This is a genomic window from Bradyrhizobium sp. Kon10 (assembly GCF_055807395.1).
Map to the genome: position 1 here is coordinate 181,316 of NZ_JBVVOZ010000006.1, position 21,697 is coordinate 203,012.

Sequence of the window (21,697 nt, forward strand, 5' to 3'; positions counted from 1 at the left end):
GGAGAGTGCCATGACGTTCCAGACCCGCATCAATGCGCCCCGTAGCTCCTCCGCGGTCTTGATTGCCGGAGGGGCCGGCTTTATCGGATCGCATCTCTGCGACGCCTTGCTGCAGCATGGCAACAGGGTGATCTGTGTCGACAACCTGTTTACCGGCACGACTGACAACATCAGGCCTCTGCTCAACCATCCGAATTTTCGCTTCATCGAACATGACGTGCGCGACCCGCTTGACGTCGACGAAGACGTCAGCCGGATCTACAGCCTGGCCTGCCCGGCGTCACCGCGGCATTACCAGAAGGATCCGATCGGCACGATGAAGACGTGCGTGATGGGGACTCTCAACATTCTGGAACTCGCGCTCAAGAAGGGGGCTCGCGTGCTCCAGGCATCCACCAGCGAGGTCTATGGCGATCCCGAAATTCATCCCCAGCCCGAGTCCTATCTCGGCAACGTCAATCCGATCGGCCCGCGCGCTTGCTATGACGAGGGCAAACGGGCCGCAGAGACCTTGATGTTCGACTACCACCGGATGTACGGCGTCGAGATCAAGATCGCCCGCATCTTCAATACCTATGGACCACGCATGCTCGAAAACGACGGCCGGGTGGTCTCGAACTTCATCGTTCAGGCGCTGCGAGGAGACCCCATCACGATCTATGGACGCGGAACTCAGACCAGGAGTTTTTGCTTCGTGGAAGATTTAGTCCGGGGATTACAGCTGCTGATGGAGAGCCCGGCCTCCGTCACCGGTCCGTGCAATCTCGGAAACCCGCACGAGGTCACGATCGAGGCAATTGCCCGCGAGGTTCTGTCATACACACATTCGGACTCCCCGCTCCGCTTCGAGGCGCTGCCCAAGGACGATCCCAAGCGGCGCAAGCCCGTGATTGAGACGGCCGAACGCGCATTGGGCTGGCGCCCCCGCGTGCCGCTGAAGGAAGGCCTTCAGGCGACGATCGCCTATTTTGCCCTTCGCATCGCGACCGATGCGCCGGCACTTGTGCCGGCAATCGCGACCCGAAAGACGGGACGGATGGCACGCGGCAGACTGACGATCGCAGATCAGCGCTAATGAGACGAGACACGTATAGGACCAGATCACGCGACAAAGCTTCTTCATGAACAAAGTCACAGACGAGTGGTGGAAGTCCGCGGTCATTTACGAACTGGCGCCCATTTCATTTCAAGACTCCAACGGAGACGGCAAGGGGGATCTGCCCGGCCTTTTCTCGCGCATTGAGTACCTCGCCTGGCTCGGCGTCGATGCCGTCTGGCTTACGCCGATCTACAACAGCCCATTCCGCGACTTCGGCTACGACATTTCCGACTTCCGCTCGATCGACCGCACGTTCGGCAGCCTCGAGGATATGGATCGCCTGATCGCCAAATTGCACGAACTGGACATCAAGCTCATTCTCGATCTCGTGCCCAACCACACGTCCTGTGATCACGAGTGGTTCGTTGAAAGCCGTGCCTCCCGCGACAATCCCAAGGCCGATTGGTACATCTGGACCGATCCAGCCGAGACGGGCGGTCCGCCCAACAACTGGCTCAGCCGCTTCGGTGGCAGCGCGTGGCAATGGTGTGACGCCCGAGGCCAATACTATTACCATTCATTCCTTGTCGAGCAACCCGACCTGAACTGGCGAAATCCCGACCTCCGGGCGGCCATTGCAGACGTCATGCGGTTCTGGCTCGATCGCGGCATCGATGGTTTCCGCGTCGACGCCAGCGCCGTCTTGATCAAGGATCACCTCCTTCGCGACAATCCGCCCGCCCCACAGGCCGAGGACAAGCCGCCGCCGCAGCGATTCACGCCGGTCTTCACCGACGACCGGCCGGAAACGATGCAATGCATCGAGTTCATTCGCGAGATGATCGATCGCTACGACAGCAGGCTGCTCTGCGGGGAAGTTCAGGGCAAGACGGACCGCATCGGTCATTTCTACGGAACCGAGCGGCCACGTCTTCATCTCCCGCTCAACTTCGCGCTGCTCGACTGCGATTGGGACGTGCTCGAGTTGCAGGCGGCGATCGACGCTTACATGAATGCTCTGCCCAAGGGCGGTTGGCCGGTCTGGGTCATCGGTGGTCACGACAAGCAACGCATCGCAAGCTCGATCGGACAAGCGGCGATGCGCACGCTGACGATGTTGCTGATGACGCTGAAAGGTACGCCTTTCTTTTTCATGGGCGACGAGATCGGCCGCGAACGCGTTCACATCCCGGATGATCGGATTGATGATCCTTTCGAGAAGCTCGTCAAAGGCTACGGTCTCTGCCGCGATCCCGAGCGAGCCCCGATGCGGTGGGACGATAGCCCAGCGGGCGGCTTCACGACCGGCACGCCCTGGCTACCATTGGAGAAAGACGGTGCCCGCAATATCGAGCAGCAACGACGCGACGAACGCTCTATCCTGCATCTGTTCCGGAGCCTCATCGCGGTGCGGCGAAAACACCGGGCCCTGCAGCGCGGCGAGTATCACCCCGTCCGCGCCCGCCACAACATCCTGGCGTTCAAGCGTTCTCTGGACCAAAGCGAGCTGCTTATTGTCCTCAACATCGCGGCCGAGCCTCGCAAGTTTGAAGGGGACTGTCGCGGGAATGTGCTGCTGTCGACGCACCCGGACCGGTCCCCACCAACTGTCGAACCGGCGTCGGTCCTGCTCCGGGCCAATGAAGGTGTCATCATCGAACTTGAGAGGCCAGGGGGTCCAGCGGGCGCCGCAACCGCCCAATAGGAGCGGAGCCTCACAAGAACGACGCGTTGTAGGAACGAAGGGTTGGAGGCCCCGTTGTCGCGCCGTCCACTCCTCGTGCCCCGGAAATTCCCATGTATCACCACGTCAAGAAGCTCATGTTCACCGTTCGCGTCGATGAACCCGATCCGCGCTTTGGCAATATGCTGCTGGAGCAGTTCGGCGGCGCCAACGGCGAACTCGCCGCCGCAATGCAGTATTCCATTCAAGGCCTCAATTGCGAAGACCCCGATCGCAAGGACCTGCTGATGGACATCGGCACGGAAGAATTGAGCCATTTGGAGGTTGTCGGCAGTCTCGCGCGAATGCATCTGGCGCCGTCCAAGTTCGACCGCCAGGCCGCGGAGACGGATCCGCTCATCGCAATTGCCGGCGGCGGCGGGGTCAATCTGTTCAACTCGCAAGGAAATCCCTGGACGGCCGACTATCTGAAGATCACCGGTGAACTCGACGTCGACCTGCGAAGCAACATCGCGGCCGAAGCGCGTGCCAAGATCGTCTATGAGCGGCTGATCAATTTCTGCGATGACGCCGGTTCCAAGGATGCGTTGCAGTTTCTGATGACGCGTGAAATCACGCACATGAAGGCGTTCGCGGCTGCGCTCGAGAGCCTGGCCAAGCCGGCATTCAGCGTCGGCCGGATTGCACCGACACCGGGTCTGGTCAATCAGTTCTTCAACGACTCCACCGGAACGGGCGACCATGGCGAGATCGACACGCGCGGTCCGTGGAACGAAGGTGGCGAATGGGTCTTCACCGAATCGCCCGCATTGCAGAGTGCGGAGCCCGGCGCCGCGACGCCCATCGTCACCGAAAGCTCACCACCGGTCGACGAGGCCGGCCTGACCGAGCTCCTCTTGCATGAGCTGAGGGACATCCTGCACGCGGAGAAGCAGCTGACCAAGGCTCTGCCGAAGATGGCGCAAACTGCTCGGTTTGATCAGTTACGGGAGGTTTTCGAGCAGCATCTGGCCGAAACGGAAGAGCAGATCGAGCGTATCAATCGGTGCTTCGAGCTTCTCGGCGAGACAGCCCGCGCCAAACCCTGCAAGGGGATGATGGGCCTCGTCGAGGAAGGCAAGGAGGTCATGGAGGAGAGCGAGGAAAAGGAAGACGCGGCCGCCGATCTCGCGCTGATCGCTGCCGCCCAGCGGATCGAGCACTATGAGATGGCCGGCTACACCACCGCCCGCAACCTCGCACAGCAACTCCGACACAGTGCGATTGTGGCATTGCTTTCCAAGTCGCTCGCCGAGGAAGAGAATGCCGACGTCCTGCTCAATCAGGTTGCGCGATCGCTGATGTCCGTCGCCAAGATGCCCGCCACTTTGGAACAGGCCGAATCCTAGGACGAAGCGACGGCGAAACCGAAAGCTAATGATGAGGTCGGCGCAGTTTTCGCGCCGACTTCGGTCCCTCGCGGGGTCCATTCAATGACGGATCTCTTGAGCTTGCCCAGCTGGGCTGACAAGAAATATCTCCACGCGGTGGTCGAGACGCCGCGTGGAAGCTCGTGCAAGCTTGATTTCGATCCCAAGCTCGGTGCGTTTACATTGGCGAAGCCGCTCATGGCGGGGCTCACCTACCCCTATGATTGGGGCTTCATTCCATCCACCAAGGCGGAAGATGGGGATCCTCTCGACGTCCTGATTATTCACGACGCCAGGACGTATCCCGGCGTGGTTGTCAAATGCAGGCCGATCGGAATACTCGAGGTCGAGCAGAAGAGCCAAGGCCGCGTCGAAAGGAATGACCGCGTCTTCGCGGTGCCCGACCGTTCGTCCCTCGAAGCCGATCTCCGGGATGTTCGGGATCTGCCATCGCATGGCCGCGAAGAGCTTGAGCAGTTCTTTCGCGCAACCCATGTATTGGAGAACAAGGAGCTCAGCTTCCTGGGCTGGCACGGTCCAAACCGTGCGATTAAAACCATTCGCCGGCTGTCCCGGTAAGCCTTAGGGAATGACGCCGCATCGGCAGATTGAAAACCCCGCTTCTGCCTCAAGCAATTGGAACCACTCTTTCCTAAAGCCATTCTTCAGGGCGGCTTATGGAAACCACGACGTCATGTTCGAAGATCTGCGTGCACTCGCTCAGCCAGGGGCGCTGATCGCTACCGGCCTCGTCCTCCTGCTCTTCGCAGCCGGCGATGCGGCGATCATCATCGCGGTCAAGGGATGGCCGCCGCTCTAGCTTCGCGGCAACCACGCCACGAGGTCGTAGATAGGAACCTTTGTACCTGCTGCAGGTTCCGAGGAGGCGGAGCGTCTGTACCACCCATGCCAGCTTGGATGAGATCGGGTCTTGTATTTTTTGCGGTTTGGCCCCTCTGCGCCTGTGCCGGGCGGCAATCTGCGTTGGACCCTCACGCGCTGCAATCCGGAGACATTTTCCGTACGTTTGTCGGCTTCCTGGCCGTCGCAGCGGTCGTCTGGATTGCCGTTGTGGCGGTTCTCGCCGCGGGGCTGTGGCGCCAGCGCACACTGTCCCGAGACCCACTTGCACTCGATCCGCCGTTTGAAAAACGCGCCGGCCAAATTGTCCTTGGACTCGGCATCGCAACGATCATCATCGTGCTTGCGCTGTCCCTGGTCAGCTACGCCGGACAACGCAGCGTGTTCGCGAAGGACCCCAACGCACTCACCCTGAAGATCACCGGGCATCAATGGTGGTGGGAAGTCAGCTATGAGGCGGATAGCCCGCATTTGAGTTTCATCACGGCCAACGAGATTCGGATCCCGGTCGAGCAGCCCGTGAAAGTGCAGCTGGAATCGGCCGACGTCATCCACAGTTTCTGGATCCCAAGTCTCACGGGAAAAATGGACCTGATCACAGGCCAGCAGAATGAGATCCAGTTTACGGCGAAGACGCCTGGCGTCTATCGCGGCCAATGCGCCGAGTTTTGCGGACTGCAGCACGCGCACATGGCGTTCGCGGTGATCGCGCTGCCGCAAGACGAGTTCAAGCGCTGGCGCGATCACGAGAACCAGAGCGCAGTCAGCCCGAGCGACCCGCTGGCAAAACAGGGCGAACAGCTGTTTCGCGCTCGCGGCTGCGCGCTCTGTCACGCCATCCGCGGCACCCTTGCCGGCGGCCAGCTCGGTCCGGACCTGACGCATATCGGCAGCCGCACCACAATCGCCGCGGGTACGTTGCCGCTCAATTCAGCGACCCTGGGCGCGTGGCTCGCCGACCCCCAACACATCAAGCCCGGCAATCTCATGCCGCAGATGCCGTTGCAGTCAGATGAACTCATCGCGATCCACCATTATCTGGAGCAGCTCAAGTGACTCTGGTCGCCCAGCACAGCGAATTGCGCGACGACGCTCTGGACGGGCTGCAACTCGCGACGCGGCTCGACAGGATCTGGCGAACCCCGTCTGGCTTGATCGGCGCGCTTGCATCGGTCGATCACAAGGTCATCGGCCGGCGCTACATCCTCACGGCGTTTCTATTCCTGTTTCTGGGCGGCATTCTCGCGCTCCTCATGCGCGCTCAGCTCGCCGGCGCAGAGAAACACGTTCTGTCGGCAGACCTCTACAACCAGGTCTTTACGATGCACGGCTCGACCATGATGTTCCTGTTCGCCGTTCCCGTGATGGAGGCGTTCGCTGTCTATTTCGTGCCGTTGATGGTGGGTACGCGGAATATCGCATTTCCGCGCCTCAATGCCTTCAGCTATTGGATGTTCTTGTTCGGCGGACTCTTTTTGTGGATTTCCTTTCTTTTCAATGTCGGCCCTGATGTCGGCTGGTTCGCCTACGTCCCCCTTTCGAGCCTTCAGTTCACGCCCAGCAAACGCGCCGACGTCTGGGCGCAGATGATCACGTTTACCGAAGTCGCCGCGCTTGCAGTCGCCGTAGAGATCGTCGTCACCGTGTTCAAGCTGCGCGCACCGGGCATGACGCTCGACCGCATCCCGATCTTCGTCTGGTCGATGCTGGTGACCTCCTTTCTCGTGATGTTTGCGATGCCGTCCATCATGATCGCCTCGACCTCGCTGATCCTCGACCGGCTCGTCAACACGCATTTCTTCGATCCGGCGGCCGGCGGGCACGTGCTGCTGTGGCAGCATTTGTTCTGGTTTTTCGGACATCCCGAGGTCTACATCATCTTCCTGCCTGCGACCGGCATGGCCTCCATGATCCTCGCCACGTTCGCGCGCAGGCCGGTGATTGGATATCCCGTGATTGTCCTTTCCCTGATTGCGACCGGCTTTCTGTCGTTCGGGCTGTGGGTGCACCACATGTTCGTGACCGGACTGCCGCAGCTTGGCGCCGCGCTGTTCACGGCCAACAGCATGCTCATCGCGGTTCCGAGTGGCTTGCAGATCTTCTGCTGGCTCGCAACGTTGTGGGATGGCCGACCGGTTTATCGGACGCCGCTATTGTTCGTGCTCGGCTTCATCGTGATCTTCGTGATCGGCGGCCTTTCAGGCGTGATGGTGGCCTCGGTGCCGATCGATACCCAGGTGCACGACACTTACTTCGTGGTGGCTCACTTCCACTACGTCCTGATCGGCGGGGCGGTGTTTCCGCTGCTCGGGGCCGTCTACTACTGGTTCCCGAAGATCAGCGGTCGCTTGATGAGCGAGAGGCTGGGGCGGTGGAATTTCTGGCTTGCGTTCGTGGGCTTCAACCTCGCGTTCTTCCCGATGCACTTTCTCGGACTGCTGGGCATGCCGCGCAGGGTCTACACTTACACGCCCGACATGGGTTGGGACCGGTTGAATCTGCTGTCGAGCAGTGGCGCCGCGCTTTTCGGCCTCAGTTTCGTCCTGCTGATTGTAAACGCGGTCGTCAGTGGGCGCAGAGGTGCGCTGGCCGGCAACAATCCCTGGGGCGCCTCCACGCTGGAGTGGGCAACGACTTCACCGCCGCCGTCCTACAATTTCGAGCGTATTCCCGCGGTGGACCATCGCGAGCCGCTGTGGTCCGATACCGAGAGCATGCGGGTCGTAGCCGGTATGAGCGTGGAGCGCCGCGAGGTGCTGCTGACATCGCTTGCGGAAGCCGATCCGCAGGTCCGCGAAGCTTCGCCGGAGCCAAGCATCTGGCCCCTGCTCACCGCGCTCGCTACCACGGTGTTCTTCATCGGCTCCATCTTCACGCCCTGGGCCGTGCTCTGGGGTACGCCTCCGATGGCCGTCGCCCTGATCGGCTGGTTCTGGCCGACGGGCAGCAGGGAGGACGAGGAGTGAAGCAGCAAATCGTCCAGAACGTCGGAGAGTTGCCGACCTACGGTTTCGGCCCACGGAGCGGGCCCTGGTGGGGCGCGATGGGTTTCATGGCGCTCGAGGGCATGGGTTTTGCGATCGCGGTCGGTGCATACCTTTATCTGTATGCGGTGAATCCGACCTGGCCGATCGGAGCGGCGCCGCCCGACCTTTGGCCGGGCAGCGTCGAGACCGCGCTGTATCTCCTCAGCATCATCCCGAACCAGTACACCAGCCGTGTCGCGCATCGCCAGGATCTGCCGAAGGTCCGTGCCTGCCTGATCGTGATGTCGCTGATCGGAATCGTGCTGCTGGTCCTGCGCGGATTCGAATTCGCGCATCTCAACACCCGGTGGGACAATTCGGCCTATGGCTCCATCGTCTGGCTCATTCTCGGCCTGCATACGACGCATCTGGCGACCGACCTCGCCGATACGATCGTTCTGACGGTGCTGATGTTCACGTCGCACGCAAAGCCGCGCCGGTTCAGCGACGTCACTGACAACGTTTTCTACTGGAATTTCGTCGTCCTGGCATGGCTGCCTCTGTACGTCCTGCTCGATTGGGTGCCAAGGCTATGAGTACTCCCGAGCAAAACTCAAAGCTGCTTTATTGGGCCGGCGTGGCTCTGGGGCCGGTCGCCTGGGCTACAAATTCGCAGGCCGCTTACGCCATCACACATTTCGCCTGCCACAGGACGGCGTCCAGCGGCCTGGTGATAGGGGCCATTTTGATGCTGGTCGCTCTGGCCGGCTCGCTGCTATCAGCGCGGGCGATCTATCGCGGTGCCGGATCGGAATGGGCCGACGCTCAGGGCGGCGGCCCCAGAACGTTCATGGCCTGGCTCGGCGTCGGCAGCGGCATCCTGTTCGCACTCGTGATCGCAAATCAGCTCATGGCCGCTTCCATGGTCAACTCATGCCTGCGCTGATCGCGGTTCTGCTGTTTGTCGGGTGGCTGCCCTCGTCCGCTGCCGCGCACGGCCTGTCCGACGTGATCGATCCATCGTCGCTGTGGAGCTACGACCCCTGGCTGCTCACCCCGCTCTATGCGGTCGGCATCGCTTTCTACATCGGAACGCAGCGGCTCTGGCATAGCGCCGGCGGTGGGCGTGGAGTGAGCTACGGTCGGGTCGCCGCGTTCTGGACCGGATGGCTGGTCGTTGCGCTCGCGGTCACGTCACCTCTTCACTGGATCGGCGAGCGCCTGTTCACCGCGCACATGGTCGAACATGAACTGCTGATGCTCGTCGCCGCTCCGCTGATGGCCTGGGCCAGGATCAACGGCCCGATGTTGTGGAGCCTGCCCTCAAAGCTGCGCGCCCCGGTCGGTCGCGTCTTCAGCACAGGGCCGTTGGCGGCGGCCTGGAGCTTCCTCAGCCACCCTGTCAGCGCAACGGCATTGCACGGGCTTGCGCTCTGGATCTGGCACGCACCGCCTCTGTACGCATGGGCTCTGGAGAACGTGGCGGTCCATCGTCTGCAGCATGTCAGCTTTTTTGCGACAGCGCTTCTGTTCTGGTGGGTGCTGTTCTACGGCCGCGGTCCGGGTCGCAGCGCGCGGCTGCGCGACGGGATCGGCATCGCATGTCTGTTTGTAACGGTGTTGCATTCCGGCGTGCTCGGCGCGCTTTTGACCTTGTCGACACGGGTGTGGATTCCCGGCCAAGGCGTTCTCGCGGCGGATTTCGGTCTGTCAAAGTTGGAAGACCAGCAGCTTGCAGGCATCTTGATGTGGGTGCCCATGGGAGCGCTCTACACCGGCGCTGCGCTGGTGTTCGCCTATCGCTGGCTCAGCATGAGCGAAACGCCGTCCTCTCACGCCTCCTATCGAATGCCCGGAATCGGCTAGGAACCGCTGCTTTCGCCCGACGTTCGTCGCAGGGGTTAACGGTCATGACGGGAGAATGCATGAGCAACCGACGCGCAATGGTTGGATTTATCCTGGTGATCTGCTGTCTCGGTCCGTCGGCATCGCCGGCGGAGGATCAGCCGAGCTCCCCAATGTCCTGCCCGGTCGACCATAACCAATTGGCCGATGTCCTCAAGAAGAGCGTCAAGCCGTCGGGAGGCCCAAGCAACGGTGGATTTGACAACAATGAGTGGGCGGCCGTCGTGAACCGCGAAGGCGTCGTCTGCGCGGTTGCTTACAGCGGCGACAAGGCGGACGATCAATGGCTCGGCAGTCGCGCCATCGCAGCAGAGAAGGCGAACACCTCCAACGCGTTCAGCCTGAAGAACAAGGCGATGGCGAGCGCCAATCTCTATGCGGGTTCCCAACCTGGCGGAATCCTGTTCGGCGCGGGGCTGAGCAATCCGCCGTCGCCGGACGTGATCTATTCCGGCCGGCCGGAGGACTTCGGCACCGCGCATGATCCGATGGTCGGCAAGCCCGTGGGCGGCGTGATCGTGTTCGGCGGCGGCCTTGCGCTCTACGACGATCACGGCATTACCGGCGCGATCGGGGTCAGCGGCGACAGCTCGTGCGCGGATCACAACGTCGCCTGGCGCACGCGGCATTATCTCGGGCTCGATCACGTTCCGGCAGGCGTCAGTCCCAACATGAAGGACGCCATCATCTACGACATCGGGCCAGACGGCAAAAGCCCATCAGGCTTTGGTCACCCCAAATGCAACGGCAAGGAAGACCAGATCGCGATCGATCTCGGTGCCGGGGTGTCGGGAAACGTCGTGAGATAGGTTTGCCCGGCGGCAGGTTAGGAACCAACAGCTAAGGAAACCTTTGTACGTCCGCGGTTGGCCTGCGGCAGGCGCGGACCATTCTCCTGGAGACGTTTACATATGTTAGCGCGGGATTTGAGGCGTCCGCTGATCGGAGTGTTGGGCCTTGTCTTGATCACTGGAACGCTCCTGCCCGCGGCTTCAGCCCAAACCGATCTGATCAGCCGCATGAAGGATCCCGCACAATGGCCGATGGCGGCGCGGGATTATGCCAATACCCGCTACAGCGAACTCGATCAGATCAATGCAGGCAATGCGTCTCGCCTGCAGCTTGCCTGGACATTCTCGATCGGAGCCGATCGCGGACAGGAGGCCGCGCCTATCGTCGTCGACGGCACGATGTATGTGGTCGGCCCGTATGCGGGCCCCTACCCCAACCGCGTGTTCGCGCTCGACGCGACGACAGGCGAGTTGAAATGGTCGTATGCGCCGAAGCCAGAGCCCGCCGCGGCCGGCGTTGCCTGCTGCGACGTGATCAATCGCGGACTTGCCTTCGATAATGGCAAGGTCTTTCTCAACACGCTCGACAACCACACGGTTGCGATCGATGCGGGCAGCGGCAAGGAGCTCTGGCACACCAAACTTGGGGAGATCAACAAGGGCGAAACGATCACGATGGCGCCGGTGATCGTCAACGGAAATATCCTGGTCGGCAACAGCGGCGGTGAGATGGGCGTTCGCGGCTGGGTGACTGCGCTGGATGAAAACACCGGCGCCATCGTCTGGCGCGCCTACGCAACAGGGCCGGACAAGGACGTCCTGATCGGCGATGATTTCAAGCCTTTCTACGACAATCTCAAGGGCCAAGACCTCGGGGTCAAGAGCTGGCCGGCTGATCGCTGGCAGGTTGGTGGCGGCACGATGTGGGGCTGGATTTCCTACGACCCGGAATTGAAACTGATCTACTACGGTACGGCGAACCCAAGTCCGTGGAACGCCAACCAGCGCAGCGGCGACAATCTCTGGAGCACCACGATCTTCGCAAGGGATCCCGACAACGGCCGGGCCAAATGGGCCTATCAGGTCAATCCGCACGATCTTTTTGACCACGATGAAATCAACGAAAACGTCCTTGTCGACCTCGAGATCAACGGGAAGCCGCGCAAAGCGCTGATCCACCCGGGGCGCAACGGCTACATGTACGTGATCGACCGCGCGACCGGCGAGGTGATTTCCGCGGACGCCTACGAGTTCGTCAACGCTTACAAGGGCGTCGATCTGAAGACGGGGAAGATCATTCCCAATGACGAGAAGACGCCTCTGCTCGGCAAGACCATCGAGAACATCTGTCCCTCTGCGCCTGGCGCCAAGGATTGGCAGCCGAGCGCCTGGTCTCCCCGAACCAAATTGCTCTACGTCCCGCATCAACATCTGTGCATGAATTTCAAGGCGTCTCAGGTCGGCTATATCGCCGGCACGCCGTATGTCGGTGCTGAAGTCGACATGTTCGCGGGTCCGGGTGGCTACCGTGGCGAGTTCATGGCGTGGGACCCGGTCGCGCGCAAAAAGGTCTGGGAGATTCACGAGAAGCTTCCGGTCTGGAGCGGTGCATTGGTCACGGCCGGAGATGTCGCGTTCTACGGCACGATGGACCGACTGTTCAAAGCCGTCGATGCCAAGGATGGACATCCGCTCTGGCAGTTCAGGGCGGGATCCGGCTTTATCGGTCAGCCGGTTTCCTATCGCGGCTCGGACGGCCAGCAATACATCGCCGTTCTGTCAGGCGTCGGTGGTTGGCCGGGCGTCGTGGCAAATGCCGAGGTCGATCCCCGCGTGCGCAACGCTGCGCTTGGCTTCACGGGCGCGACCCAGGATTTGCCGTTCTACACCGCGGCCGGCAGCGAGCTGCTCGTCTTCAGGTTGGGTAATCCAGCGCAGGACAACAATCATGCGCCGGCTCAGTAAGGGGGCGACGGCGGCGCTTGCGACTACGGTCCTCTTGACCAGCCGTATCATCGCTGCGTCTGCTTCCGAGCTTCGGGTGTGCGCCGACCCAAACAACATGCCGTTTTCCAACAGCGCCGAGCTCGGATTTGAGAACCGGCTTGCGGCCATGATCGCGGACCATCTGGGCAAGCAGGTCGCCTACACCTGGTGGGCGCAGCGCCGCGGATTCATCCGAAACACCTTGAAAGCCGGCAAATGCGACGTGGTGATGGGCGTGCCCTCGACCTACGATCTGGTCGAGCCGACGATTCCTTATTATCGGTCGACCTACGTTTTCCTGTCGCGCCAGGATCAGCATCTCGATGTCGCTTCCCTGCTCGATCCAAGGCTGCGCAAGTTGACGATCGGGGTGCACCTGATCGGCGATGACGGCAACAATGCGCCGCCGGCGCAGGCACTCGGCGATCAGGGTATTGTCGACAACGTGCGTGGCTACTCGATCTATGGCGACTATCGCCAGGCAGATCCACCGGCGCGATTGCTCGAGGCGGTCGAAGATCGGGAGATCGACGTTGCCGCCGCATGGGGGCCCCTCGCCGGCTACTTCGCCAAGCTTTCGCCAGTGCCTCTGACCGTCACGCCGATCCGGGACGGGGACCGGTTTGCACCCCAGCAATTCCAGTTTTCCATTTCGATGGGCGTGCGCAAGAGTGATCACGCCCTGCGCGATCAGCTCAATACATTCATCGTCGACCATCGCGCCGAAATCGCAACCCTCCTGCGTGATTACGGCGTTCCCTTGGTGGAGATGTCGGAAACCGCTTCCGGAGGACATTAGATGCCCCTGCGTCCCTTCAGGATTGCCATTGCTCTGCTCATGGTCATCGCCGGCAGCGGATCATCCATCGGCCAGCAGACCCTGCCACAATCGCAAGAAGCCGAGACGCCGACGCTCGCGCCCCGGCCTAATTTTGGCGAGAGTGTCGGCAACGGCAGGCCGGGCGTTTTCATGCAAGTGCCGGTCACCCACCTCTTCCCGGGTGCACAGCCCAGCAGCCCGGCCATCAAGAATCCTGCACAGGGAGACCCGAAGGCACTCGAACGCGGCATGACGTATTACGTCAGTCTCAACTGCGTCGGGTGTCACGCGCCGAACGGTGGCGGCGGGATGGGGCCTGCGCTCAGCAATAGTCTTTTCATCTACGGCTCGCAGCCAGAGAACATCTATCTCTCCATTTACCAGGGCCGCCCGAACGGCATGCCGGCGTGGGGCTCGGTGCTGCCAGATTCGGTGATTTGGGATCTCGTGACCTATATCGGCAAGATCAGCAACGAGCCGACCCATCAATGGGGTCGAACATTCTCCGCGAGCCCGCTGTCGCCAAATGTCGAGCAGGTCCCGTCGGAGCAGGTTTCGACCAGCGATCCCTGGTCGAGCACCAAAGGATTCAGCTTCGGCCAAAAACCATGAGCGAGGCGGAGCGCCCGATGATCTGCTTCTCTGTGCCCCGCGATACGCGTCTTCTGATGATCCTGCTGCTCGGCTCCGTGCTCACCGCTTGCGGTCCGGGCAAAGCTGCCGGCCCGGTCAATTTCACCGGTGACGCCCGACACGGTGCCGAGCTGATCGGCCAATACGGTTGCGGCGGTTGTCATGACATTCCCGGTATAGCGGGCGCCGACGGCAATGTTGGCCCACCGCTACATCGTATCGGCACCCGCACTTACATTGCAGGCTTCGTGCGAAATTCTCCCGAGAATATGGCGTTCTGGATTCAGGAGCCGCAGAAGGTCCTGCCGGGCAATGCCATGCCGAGCATGGGCATTCCGCAGAAAGATGCGCGGGACATTGCCGCCTATCTCTACACGCTAAAATAGCCTGTTCCGGCAGCCATCACGCAAGGACGACTTGCTCCAGCGCAGCCCCGTGAAACGCGATCCTAGATGAAGGGCTTGCCTCCGGTCACAGCGACCGTCGTGCCAGAGGTGTAGCTCGAAAGAGGATCGGCCAGCATGACGTAGGCCGTTGCGAGCTCGGCCGGCTGCCCGGCGCGCTTCAGGGGCACTTGTTGACCGAAATTCTTGACCGTCTCCTCCGGCATCGTAGACGGAATAAGGGGAGTCCAGATCGGACCGGGCGCAACCGCGTTGGCCCGAATGCCCTTCTCCGCCAACATCTGGGCGAGTCCACCGGTGAAGTTCTGGATCGCGCCTTTGGTGGTAGCATAGGCAAGCAGGGTCGGGTTCGGCATGTCTGAATTGACAGAAGCCGTGTTGATGATGGCGCTTCCCGGCTTCATGCAAGCGACCGCCGCCTTGGTCAAATAGAACATGGCGTGGATATTCGTCTCGAAGGTCCGTTGCCATTCCTCGTCGCTGATGTCGGCGATGTCTTTGAAGGTGTCCTGGTGCGCCGCATTGTTGACCAGGATGTCGAGCCCGCCAAGTTCGTCGACGGTCCGGCGAACGACGCTACGGCAATGTTGGGCGTCGCGGATATCGCCGGAGATAAGAACGGCCTTGCGCCCTTCCCGCTCGACCAGAGCTTTGACCTCGGCGGCGTCCTCGTGCTCATCCAGGTAGGCTATGGCGACATCCGCGCCCTCGCGCGCGTAGGCAATCGCAACCGCCCGCCCGATGCCGCTATCCCCGCCCGTGATGATTGCCTTCTTGCCGGCGAGACGACCGGCGCCCTTGTACGTCGCCTCACCATGGTCGGGCCGTGGGTTCATCGCTTTGGTCGAACCGGGCATCGATTGTTTTTGCGGCGGGTATGGCGGCTTTGGATAGTTTGTCATGTCAGGCTCCGGCTGTTCGGCTGACTAACTTGCGCTGTCCGCAAGGCGTTCCTTCACTCTGGCGGCGAATCTGCAGGAGAGTCGGGCCGAGCCCTCGCGGGCCTGGGAACACCACCACGAGCGTGACGTTCATGGCGATCAGCCTGTCGCGGCATCAATTCTCGCTACGCATACGCGCGCTGGACGAGCCCATCGGTAGGGATGGCGGCGGCATCGGCAGCCATGTTTGGGAACTTTGCTTGGGAACTTTTTTCCCGAAATCAGGTTCTGCGTTCGGGAGCGAGAGATGACCAAAGCGGACGTTACAGAGCCCTTCTTGAAGAGATTGAGGGTCAGCACCGAGATCGACGAGGAGGACGAGGGTGCGATCAGAACGCTCCCGATATCAGTCAAATCGATGGCCAGCGGCGAACCGATCGTATCCTTCGGCGATCGGCCGTCGGCGTGCTGCCTGGTCGTCGATGGATTCGTGCTGCGATCCAAGATCGTCGGGACCGGGCGCCGTCAGGTTCTCGCATTCCACCAGCCAGGCGACATCCCTGATCTGCAGAGCCTGTTTCTTCACGTCATGGATCACGATGTCAGCGCATTGGGAAATAGCGTCCTCGGCTTTATCCCGCATGCGCCGCTGCGCGAGCTGATCAAGCGCCGACCGAATATTGCTCAAGCGCTTTGGCGCGACACCCTGACCGATGCCTCGGTTTTCCGCGAGTGGATCTGCAATGTCGGCCAGCGGGACGCGACGAGCCGCGTGGCACACTTGGTACTCGAGCTCTATACCAGATTGGCGGCGATTGGACGCACGGACGGCCGGTCCTACAGCTTTCCGGCAACGCAAGCACTGCTTGCTGACGCCGTGGGAACGAGCGTGGTTCACATGAACCGTGTGGTCCAGGAATTGCGCAGCAGAGGTCTGCTCGATCTCGACAGAGGCCGCATCACGCTGCTGAACGAAGCTGGATTGAGGGAGATAGCCGACTTCGACGCGCTCTATCTTCATTTGGATCGCTCGCTCTGAAATGCGCTATTATTTCGATATTCGGGATGACTTCTTTGCCGTGTCTGACGACGAGGGAGCCGAGCATGCCAGCGTCGAAGCTGCGAGGAAGGAAGCTATTGCCACGGCGACCTCGATAGCGAGGGACGTGTTCGCCTCAAAGGGATCGCAGGTGACCGTGACCGTAAGGACCGAGGACGGGCCATTGTTTGAAATGACTGTAACACTTGGCCTGAAAGAGCTTGGGTGAAGGCCCCCGATTGGCCAAGACACAGGCTGCCGCCGATGGCGCGCGCCGTGCGCGGCGATGTCGTTCCACCGAGGCACCTCCGCAAGCCAGAGCAACGCGAGAAGGCGGTCAGGACTCGATCGTCAGCTGCCGTTCAAGGTTCGCCGCAGTGTCGGCGCAACGGAGTCTCTTGAGAAGCTCTTCCTTCTCTTTTCCATCAGTCGCCGCATCTGCCTGTTTACGGACTCTCTCGGAAAACTCCGCTATTCGCTCCTGAAGGGAGGTCGTCTGCTTAAAACGTCGTCGTTGCATTGCAGTACTTCTCACGCTTGTTCAACAGTAAACCTACAGCCCGCCATTTCAGATGGCATCTACATAGGTTAACGGATCAGCCAACGAGATCCGAAGCCGACGGCGCCTGAAGAGGCAGTCCGTTTTTCGTTGACAAGCGTCGCACCTTCTTCGCGCGTGAGGAGTCCGGACACGAGCGCCTGCCGATCTGTGAAATTCTTCCAGCGGACTACTGTTTCTGTGGTTCGACCTCGAAGGCAAACCTGACTTGCATCACCGGCCCGGCGTCGTCCCGAACCTCGATCGCCATGCGGTGTCCGCCACGAACGAGAGGAGCGCCATGGACGGCATCCCGGGCCATATCGGCCAGCGATATCGCGGCCTCCGCTTGAACCGCGCCTATGTTGGGCAGCTCCAGCCCTTCTTCATCAACGGCGAGGTTGTCACCGTCGCGCAGATCGAAATAGAAGCGCGGCATCACCGGGCGTCTCCCTCGCTCATTCGGTGAGCCTAAGCAGTGGCCAGGCGTTCGTTCCTATGTCCGACGCAAATATCGGAAATACCACTAAATGCCAGAACCGCTGACCGCTAAAGCGGCGCGTGTGCGCCGCGATCGCTGACGTATTGCGGAAGCTGCGCGCCACTTCGATGACGCCTCTGACACTACCGCCACATGGTCGGGGCGTCCGAGAGCGCCTTTCGCGCGACGGCCTTCAGACCTTCGACCGAGATTTCGCCGCGGTTGGCGGATTCGAACAGCTTCGAGGCCACATGGGCTCTCGTAGCGGCTTCGTCGCCGGACATGCCTGCACAAACCTCGTCGAGGATCGTCCGCAACAAGGCGGCTGTTTGGGCATCAAACATGTGGGCTTCCCCCGTTGTCGGGCCGATTATGCACGAAACCGGCAAGTTCCGGATTCGCACATGTTAAAGCCCGGCCCAGCGCGGCCGGTGGCGGCCGCCAGGCCTGCTCTCATCGCTTGCTCATCGGGCGCGTACCCGATCAGTTCGCCGCCAATCGGCGTCTCCATGAAATGACGGCCGCAAATCCGGCGGCGGCTGACAGAAAGGCTGCGAGGAACGGCCGCCTGGCCCGCCCGTTGCCGTTGCCTGACAACGGAGAGCGTTCAAAGAGGCCGCATGAGCAAGCCGAAAGACAGCATCGCCGGGACCACCAAAGAGCTCGTCGGAGAAATCCTGGGCGACGGTCGACTTGCCGCGGAAGGCGCGCGTCAGAAGTCAGAAAGAAACGACAGCATGACGCAACCACCCGATCAGGGCATCACGCGAGCGGGGCGCGGTGAGGAACAGCCTCAAGACAAGGAGCGTGCACAGACTGCTCCGAAGACACAGCCTGGCCACATGCCGCGTCAACCGGTCCAGAAGGACGCTCAGGACGACAAGAGGTGATGGGCAAGTTCTTTCTGACGGTCGTGGCGATCATTGTCGCGCGGCGCGTCACGCTCGCTGCCTGAGCCGATCCGGGGAACAGATTGCATTCGGGCAAGGCCGAATTTTCCGCATCACCCGGTGGACAATTGACGGTCGAGATCGGCGGCGGTATCGGCAGCACAAAGCTTTTTAAGAAGCGCTTCCTTGGTACTCCTATCGGCCGCGTTGTCAGCTTGCTTGCGGACGTCCTCTGAGAATTTTGCGATGCGGTCTTGAAGCGATGTTGTTTGCTTGAAGCGGCGTCGTTTCTGCATTGGCACTCCTCTCGTGGCTTCGTGAGAAGGCTATCGCGCCGGCGCGCCGCTGACGTCTACATAAGTTAACCGGAAAGACGAACACATCGCTTGTCGCCGACAAAAAGGCCCGGATCAAACCGGGCCGTTGTCGTTACCAGTAGCCGTATGGCCCATAGTAAGGGCGATAATATCGTGGCCCGTAGTAGTAGCTCGGACCGTAATAGGCATAGCGACGTGGCCCGTAATAGGCGTATGGACCGGGATAGTAGCCGGGCCCATAGTAGTAAGGCGAAGCAGCCGCAACAGCTCCCAAGGCCAAGGCGCCGGCAGCAAGTCCGAAGCCAAGACCGGGACCGCCCCATCCTCCATGCCAGCCACCGTGCCAACGCGCCTCGGCTGGTGCTGCGGTTACGGCCGATATCGCGCCTGCCGCAAGAGCGGCAATAACGAGTTTTCGCATCACTGTCCTCCTGTTCAAGGTGGATTCACAATGCGATTCCGGCAGAGGTGTTCCTAAGCCGAGGGATTCCGCGGGGAAACAGGCGTTAGTCTTGGGGCAGATTGGCGAGGCCCCGAGTGAAAGGCCGGAAGCCGCGGAACGAAGCTGCCGGGCTGGAACGTACGCCATCCCGTCAAGAGGAACTTCCGCCGAGCTCCAGCAGTTTCGCTCAGTCTAATCATTCCGGAGTTCGGCAATGCATAGCCGTATATCAGTGCGGCAGGCGCCGCTGTTGGTCGCGACCGCCATCATCCTCGCGCTCATGGGGCTTGTACTTGCCGCCGGTGGAATCTGGCTGGTCCTGATTCACGGGTCCTTCTACTATCTCATCGCCGGGCTGGCACTGCTCGCGGTGGCGTGGCTCCTCTTCCGAAGGCGGGCCGAGGCGTTGTGGCTGTATGCGGCGCTGTTGCTCGCAACGCTGATCTGGGCCATCTGGGAAGTCGGCCTGGACTTCTGGTCGCTGGCCCCGCGGGGCGATGTTTTGGTCCCGATCGGGATCTGGCTGCTGCTGCCGTTCATCAGCTCGCATTTGGCTGGCCGCCGACGAGCGGCAGCCTCGGGATTGGGATTGGTCCTGATTGTTGCGGCCGTCGTACTTGGTGTTTCCTTAAGCTCGGATCGCAAAGCGATAGCGGGAGCGCTCGGCGCCGAGAACGCGAATGCCGCGGCAGGCGCACCATCGCCGGCCGACGCCGCATCCGACTGGACCGCCTATGGTGGCAGCGGCTTTGGCACACGCTATTCCAGCCTGCGGGAGATCAACACGGGCAATGTGAAAAATCTCAAGCTCGCATGGGAGTTCCGTACCGGAGACGGCAAGGGCCCGGATGACCCCGATGAGATCACCAACGAAGCCACGCCGCTCAAGATCGGAGACCTGCTTTACACCTGCTCGCAGCATCAGATCGTGTTTGCGCTCGAGGCCGCCACCGGCAAGCTGCGCTGGAAGTTCGATCCGCAGATTGCGCGCAACAAGACATTCCAGCACATGACCTGCCGTGGCGTCTCCTATCACGAGACGAAGCAGGGCGCGGCCACCGCGGACGGAACACCCGCGCCGGCGGACTGCCCCAAGCGCATCTTTCTGCCGACCGATGACGGGCGAATGTTTGCGCTCGATGCCGAAAGCGGCAAGCCCTGTGAGAGCTTTGGCGATCACGGCCAGATCGACTTGAAGCAGGGAAGCGAAATCAAGACGCTCGGCTTCTACGAGGGCACCTCGCCTCCCGTCGTGACCGACAAGATCTTGATCATGGGCGGCTCCGTAATCGACAACTATTCCGATCGCGTGCCTTCGGGCGTGATCCGCGGCTTCGACATCTATTCCGGAAAACTGATCTGGGTGTTCGACTCCGGCAATCCCGATCCGAACGAAATGCCTTCGGCTACCCACCACTTCACGGCTGGCTCGCCGAATTCATGGTCGATCTCGGCGGTCGACGAGGGCTTGGGGTTGGTCTACGTGCCGCTCGGCTCGAGTTCGCCCGATATCTGGGGCGGCAATCGAAAGCCGGACTACGAGCGATATGACTCCGCGCTTGTCGCCCTCGACATCAACACGGGCAAGCTACGCTGGTCGTTCCAAAACGTGCATCACGACCTCTGGGACATGGATATGCCCTCGCAGCCGAGCCTGGTCGATCTGCCCATCGACGGCGCGGTCACTCCCGCGATCTACGTGCCCGCGAAGACCGGCAACATCTTCGTGCTTGATCGCCGGGACGGTCATCAGCTGGTCCCGGCGCCCGAGCAACCCGTACCGCAAGGTGCGGCCCCTGGCGACCGACTCTCGCCGACACAGCCGTTCTCCGATTTGAGTTTTCGTCCGCGGGAGAACCTGACCGGCGCGCAAATGTGGGGCAGCACGATGTTCGACCAGCTCGTCTGCCGGATCAAATTCCACCGGCTGCGCTATGAAGGCCCGTTTACGCCGCCTTCCGAGCAGGGCACGATCGTGTTTCCAGGCGATTTCGGCATGTTCGAATGGGGCGGCATCGCCGTCGACCCTCACCGCCAGATTGCTATCGCCAATCCGCAGTCGATCCCGTTCATCTCGCGGTTGGTGCCGCGCGGAAAAGACAATCCAGCGGCGCCGACCGCGTCGCATCCGCCCGGGACCGAACTTGGTGTGCAGCCAATGTATGGTACGCCCTACGGGGTGGACCTCGGAATCTTCCTGTCGCCGCTCGGAATACCCTGTCTGGCGCCGCCCTGGGGGACTCTTGCCGCGATCGACCTGAAGACCAACAAGATCATCTGGCAGCATCGGGTCGGGACAATTCGCGACGAGGCGCCGCTGCCGTTGCCCTTCAAGCTAGGCGTGCCGATGCTCGGTGGTCCGATGATCACGGCGGGCGGCGTCGCATTCCTGACGGGCACCATGGACGATTACATCCGAGCGTTCGACATCAGCACCGGCCAGCAATTGTGGGAGGACCGGCTTCCCGCCGGCGGGCAGGCCACACCGATGACGTATGAGGCCGGCGGCAAGCAGTATGTGGTGACCGTCGATGGCGGTCACGGCTCGTTCGGCACTAAACTCGGCGATTATGTCCGGGCGTATGCACTGCCCGGCAGCGGCTGAGTCTGA

24 protein-coding genes are annotated in these 21,697 nt (G+C 61.4%); 19 read left to right on the plus strand and 5 right to left on the minus strand.

Translation table 11 applies throughout. From position 1 onward, the window contains the following. Positions 1-10: 10 nt before the first annotated feature. From AC0L2O_RS11795 to AC0L2O_RS11865, 15 genes are all read left to right on the plus strand, one after another. Positions 11-1,075 carry a UDP-glucuronic acid decarboxylase family protein gene (locus tag AC0L2O_RS11795; RefSeq protein WP_473369831.1) on the plus strand — a complete coding sequence of 355 codons (1,065 nt, stop codon included), beginning with the start codon at positions 11-13 and terminating at the stop codon, positions 1,073-1,075. A gap of 46 nt (positions 1,076-1,121) precedes the next feature. Next, positions 1,122-2,744: an alpha-amylase family glycosyl hydrolase gene (locus AC0L2O_RS11800; RefSeq protein WP_473369832.1), complete on the plus strand. Its 1,623-nt coding sequence runs from the start codon at positions 1,122-1,124 to the stop codon at positions 2,742-2,744. A 92-nt stretch (positions 2,745-2,836) separates the two neighbouring features. Continuing rightward, positions 2,837-4,111 (plus strand): DUF892 family protein, encoded by a 1,275-nt coding sequence (locus AC0L2O_RS11805; protein WP_473369833.1) that lies wholly within the window; start codon positions 2,837-2,839, stop codon positions 4,109-4,111. Positions 4,112-4,249: 138 nt separating this feature from the next. Then, on the plus strand, positions 4,250-4,711 hold the full coding sequence (locus AC0L2O_RS11810) for an inorganic diphosphatase (RefSeq protein ID WP_473369834.1): 462 nt from the start codon (positions 4,250-4,252) through the stop codon (positions 4,709-4,711). A 115-nt stretch (positions 4,712-4,826) separates the two neighbouring features. Continuing rightward, positions 4,827-4,952, plus strand: a complete 126-nt coding sequence (locus AC0L2O_RS11815) for a hypothetical protein (RefSeq protein ID WP_369722241.1) — start codon at positions 4,827-4,829, stop codon at positions 4,950-4,952. 86 nt (positions 4,953-5,038) lie between these two features. Then, entirely contained in the window at positions 5,039-6,049 is a 1,011-nt protein-coding gene (coxB, locus tag AC0L2O_RS11820) for a cytochrome c oxidase subunit II (RefSeq protein ID WP_409192822.1), read from the plus strand. Then, positions 6,046-7,959 (plus strand): cytochrome c oxidase subunit I, encoded by a 1,914-nt coding sequence (gene ctaD, locus AC0L2O_RS11825; RefSeq protein WP_473369835.1) that lies wholly within the window; start codon positions 6,046-6,048, stop codon positions 7,957-7,959. Before coxB ends, ctaD begins: the two co-directional genes overlap by 4 nt. Next, positions 7,956-8,555, plus strand: coding sequence for a cytochrome c oxidase subunit 3 (locus tag AC0L2O_RS11830; protein WP_409192714.1), 600 nt, complete (start codon positions 7,956-7,958; stop codon positions 8,553-8,555). Before ctaD ends, AC0L2O_RS11830 begins: the two co-directional genes overlap by 4 nt. Further along, positions 8,552-8,905, plus strand: coding sequence for a hypothetical protein (locus tag AC0L2O_RS11835; RefSeq protein WP_473369836.1), 354 nt, complete (start codon positions 8,552-8,554; stop codon positions 8,903-8,905). Before AC0L2O_RS11830 ends, AC0L2O_RS11835 begins: the two co-directional genes overlap by 4 nt. Next, positions 8,893-9,825 carry a cytochrome c oxidase assembly protein gene (locus AC0L2O_RS11840; RefSeq protein ID WP_473369837.1) on the plus strand — a complete coding sequence of 311 codons (933 nt, stop codon included), beginning with the start codon at positions 8,893-8,895 and terminating at the stop codon, positions 9,823-9,825. The genes AC0L2O_RS11835 and AC0L2O_RS11840 overlap by 13 nt, the downstream gene beginning before the upstream one ends. Positions 9,826-9,902: 77 nt before the next feature. Continuing rightward, entirely contained in the window at positions 9,903-10,673 is a 771-nt protein-coding gene (locus AC0L2O_RS11845) for a heme-binding protein (protein WP_473369907.1), read from the plus strand. A 102-nt stretch (positions 10,674-10,775) separates the two neighbouring features. Next, positions 10,776-12,620, plus strand: a complete 1,845-nt coding sequence (locus tag AC0L2O_RS11850; protein WP_473369838.1) for a PQQ-dependent dehydrogenase, methanol/ethanol family — start codon at positions 10,776-10,778, stop codon at positions 12,618-12,620. Then, a complete protein-coding gene (locus AC0L2O_RS11855; protein WP_473369839.1) occupies positions 12,604-13,440 on the plus strand; it encodes a substrate-binding domain-containing protein in 837 nt (278 codons plus the stop codon). Before AC0L2O_RS11850 ends, AC0L2O_RS11855 begins: the two co-directional genes overlap by 17 nt. Beyond that, the gene (locus tag AC0L2O_RS11860; protein WP_473369840.1) at positions 13,441-14,073 is read left to right on the plus strand and encodes a c-type cytochrome; all 633 of its coding nucleotides are present in this window, start codon (positions 13,441-13,443) and stop codon (positions 14,071-14,073) included. Continuing rightward, positions 14,070-14,480: a c-type cytochrome gene (locus AC0L2O_RS11865; protein ID WP_473369841.1), complete on the plus strand. Its 411-nt coding sequence runs from the start codon at positions 14,070-14,072 to the stop codon at positions 14,478-14,480. The genes AC0L2O_RS11860 and AC0L2O_RS11865 overlap by 4 nt, the downstream gene beginning before the upstream one ends. A gap of 62 nt (positions 14,481-14,542) precedes the next feature. On the opposite strand, the gene AC0L2O_RS11870 is transcribed toward AC0L2O_RS11865, so the two are convergent. Further along, the gene (locus AC0L2O_RS11870; protein ID WP_409192708.1) at positions 14,543-15,400 is read right to left on the minus strand and encodes an SDR family oxidoreductase; all 858 of its coding nucleotides are present in this window, start codon (positions 15,398-15,400) and stop codon (positions 14,543-14,545) included. Positions 15,401-15,686: 286 nt separating this feature from the next. Between AC0L2O_RS11870 and AC0L2O_RS11875 the strand changes: the two genes are divergently transcribed. Both AC0L2O_RS11875 and AC0L2O_RS11880 read left to right on the plus strand, forming a co-directional pair. Further along, positions 15,687-16,418, plus strand: a complete 732-nt coding sequence (locus AC0L2O_RS11875; protein WP_473369842.1) for a Crp/Fnr family transcriptional regulator — start codon at positions 15,687-15,689, stop codon at positions 16,416-16,418. A gap of 1 nt (position 16,419) precedes the next feature. Further along, positions 16,420-16,647, plus strand: a complete 228-nt coding sequence (locus AC0L2O_RS11880) for a DUF6894 family protein (protein WP_369722231.1) — start codon at positions 16,420-16,422, stop codon at positions 16,645-16,647. A 499-nt stretch (positions 16,648-17,146) separates the two neighbouring features. Here AC0L2O_RS11880 and AC0L2O_RS11885 read toward each other — a convergent pair whose 3' ends face one another. Together AC0L2O_RS11885 and AC0L2O_RS11890 are read right to left on the minus strand one after the other, a co-directional pair. Then, positions 17,147-17,395, minus strand: coding sequence for a DUF6894 family protein (locus tag AC0L2O_RS11885; RefSeq protein WP_473369843.1), 249 nt, complete (start codon positions 17,393-17,395; stop codon positions 17,147-17,149). Positions 17,396-17,580: 185 nt separating this feature from the next. After that, entirely contained in the window at positions 17,581-17,781 is a 201-nt protein-coding gene (locus AC0L2O_RS11890; RefSeq protein ID WP_369722229.1) for a hypothetical protein, read from the minus strand. 276 nt (positions 17,782-18,057) lie between these two features. Here AC0L2O_RS11890 and AC0L2O_RS11895 point away from each other — a divergent pair, with 276 nt between their 5' ends. Further along, complete coding sequence (locus AC0L2O_RS11895; RefSeq protein WP_369722228.1) at positions 18,058-18,327, plus strand: hypothetical protein; 270 nt, start codon at positions 18,058-18,060, stop codon at positions 18,325-18,327. Between the two features lie 113 nt (positions 18,328-18,440). Here AC0L2O_RS11895 and AC0L2O_RS11900 read toward each other — a convergent pair whose 3' ends face one another. After that, positions 18,441-18,623, minus strand: a complete 183-nt coding sequence (locus AC0L2O_RS11900; protein ID WP_409192705.1) for a hypothetical protein — start codon at positions 18,621-18,623, stop codon at positions 18,441-18,443. A 133-nt stretch (positions 18,624-18,756) separates the two neighbouring features. Further along, complete coding sequence (locus AC0L2O_RS11905) at positions 18,757-19,065, minus strand: hypothetical protein (RefSeq protein ID WP_473369844.1); 309 nt, start codon at positions 19,063-19,065, stop codon at positions 18,757-18,759. A gap of 235 nt (positions 19,066-19,300) precedes the next feature. On the opposite strand from AC0L2O_RS11905, the gene AC0L2O_RS11910 reads away from it, so the two are divergent. Continuing rightward, a complete protein-coding gene (locus tag AC0L2O_RS11910) occupies positions 19,301-21,691 on the plus strand; it encodes a membrane-bound PQQ-dependent dehydrogenase, glucose/quinate/shikimate family (RefSeq protein WP_473369845.1) in 2,391 nt (796 codons plus the stop codon). Positions 21,692-21,697 lie beyond the last annotated feature (6 nt).

What these genes read in the sequence shown, in the direction of transcription:
- AC0L2O_RS11805 (WP_473369833.1), top strand. Translation starts at nt 2,837, where the DNA reads ATGTATCACCACGTCAAGAAGCTCATGTTCACCGTTCGCGTCGATGAA.
- AC0L2O_RS11860 (WP_473369840.1), top strand. Translation starts at nt 13,441, where the DNA reads ATGCCCCTGCGTCCCTTCAGGATTGCCATTGCTCTGCTCATGGTCATC.
- AC0L2O_RS11910 (WP_473369845.1), top strand. Translation starts at nt 19,301, where the DNA reads ATGCATAGCCGTATATCAGTGCGGCAGGCGCCGCTGTTGGTCGCGACC.
- AC0L2O_RS11885 (WP_473369843.1), bottom strand. Translation starts at nt 17,395, where the DNA reads ATGCCGCGCTTCTATTTCGATCTGCGCGACGGTGACAACCTCGCCGTT.
- AC0L2O_RS11855 (WP_473369839.1), top strand. Translation starts at nt 12,604, where the DNA reads ATGCGCCGGCTCAGTAAGGGGGCGACGGCGGCGCTTGCGACTACGGTC.
- AC0L2O_RS11845 (WP_473369907.1), top strand. Translation starts at nt 9,903, where the DNA reads ATGGTTGGATTTATCCTGGTGATCTGCTGTCTCGGTCCGTCGGCATCG.
- AC0L2O_RS11850 (WP_473369838.1), top strand. Translation starts at nt 10,776, where the DNA reads ATGTTAGCGCGGGATTTGAGGCGTCCGCTGATCGGAGTGTTGGGCCTT.
- AC0L2O_RS11875 (WP_473369842.1), top strand. Translation starts at nt 15,687, where the DNA reads ATGACCAAAGCGGACGTTACAGAGCCCTTCTTGAAGAGATTGAGGGTC.
- AC0L2O_RS11870 (WP_409192708.1), bottom strand. Translation starts at nt 15,400, where the DNA reads ATGACAAACTATCCAAAGCCGCCATACCCGCCGCAAAAACAATCGATG.
- AC0L2O_RS11835 (WP_473369836.1), top strand. Translation starts at nt 8,552, where the DNA reads ATGAGTACTCCCGAGCAAAACTCAAAGCTGCTTTATTGGGCCGGCGTG.
- AC0L2O_RS11900 (WP_409192705.1), bottom strand. Translation starts at nt 18,623, where the DNA reads ATGCAGAAACGACGCCGCTTCAAGCAAACAACATCGCTTCAAGACCGC.
- AC0L2O_RS11865 (WP_473369841.1), top strand. Translation starts at nt 14,070, where the DNA reads ATGAGCGAGGCGGAGCGCCCGATGATCTGCTTCTCTGTGCCCCGCGAT.
- AC0L2O_RS11880 (WP_369722231.1), top strand. Translation starts at nt 16,420, where the DNA reads ATGCGCTATTATTTCGATATTCGGGATGACTTCTTTGCCGTGTCTGAC.
- coxB (WP_409192822.1), top strand. Translation starts at nt 5,039, where the DNA reads ATGCCAGCTTGGATGAGATCGGGTCTTGTATTTTTTGCGGTTTGGCCC.
- AC0L2O_RS11890 (WP_369722229.1), bottom strand. Translation starts at nt 17,781, where the DNA reads ATGTTTGATGCCCAAACAGCCGCCTTGTTGCGGACGATCCTCGACGAG.
- AC0L2O_RS11795 (WP_473369831.1), top strand. Translation starts at nt 11, where the DNA reads ATGACGTTCCAGACCCGCATCAATGCGCCCCGTAGCTCCTCCGCGGTC.
- AC0L2O_RS11895 (WP_369722228.1), top strand. Translation starts at nt 18,058, where the DNA reads ATGAGCAAGCCGAAAGACAGCATCGCCGGGACCACCAAAGAGCTCGTC.
- AC0L2O_RS11800 (WP_473369832.1), top strand. Translation starts at nt 1,122, where the DNA reads ATGAACAAAGTCACAGACGAGTGGTGGAAGTCCGCGGTCATTTACGAA.
- AC0L2O_RS11905 (WP_473369844.1), bottom strand. Translation starts at nt 19,065, where the DNA reads ATGCGAAAACTCGTTATTGCCGCTCTTGCGGCAGGCGCGATATCGGCC.
- AC0L2O_RS11840 (WP_473369837.1), top strand. Translation starts at nt 8,893, where the DNA reads ATGCCTGCGCTGATCGCGGTTCTGCTGTTTGTCGGGTGGCTGCCCTCG.
- AC0L2O_RS11815 (WP_369722241.1), top strand. Translation starts at nt 4,827, where the DNA reads ATGTTCGAAGATCTGCGTGCACTCGCTCAGCCAGGGGCGCTGATCGCT.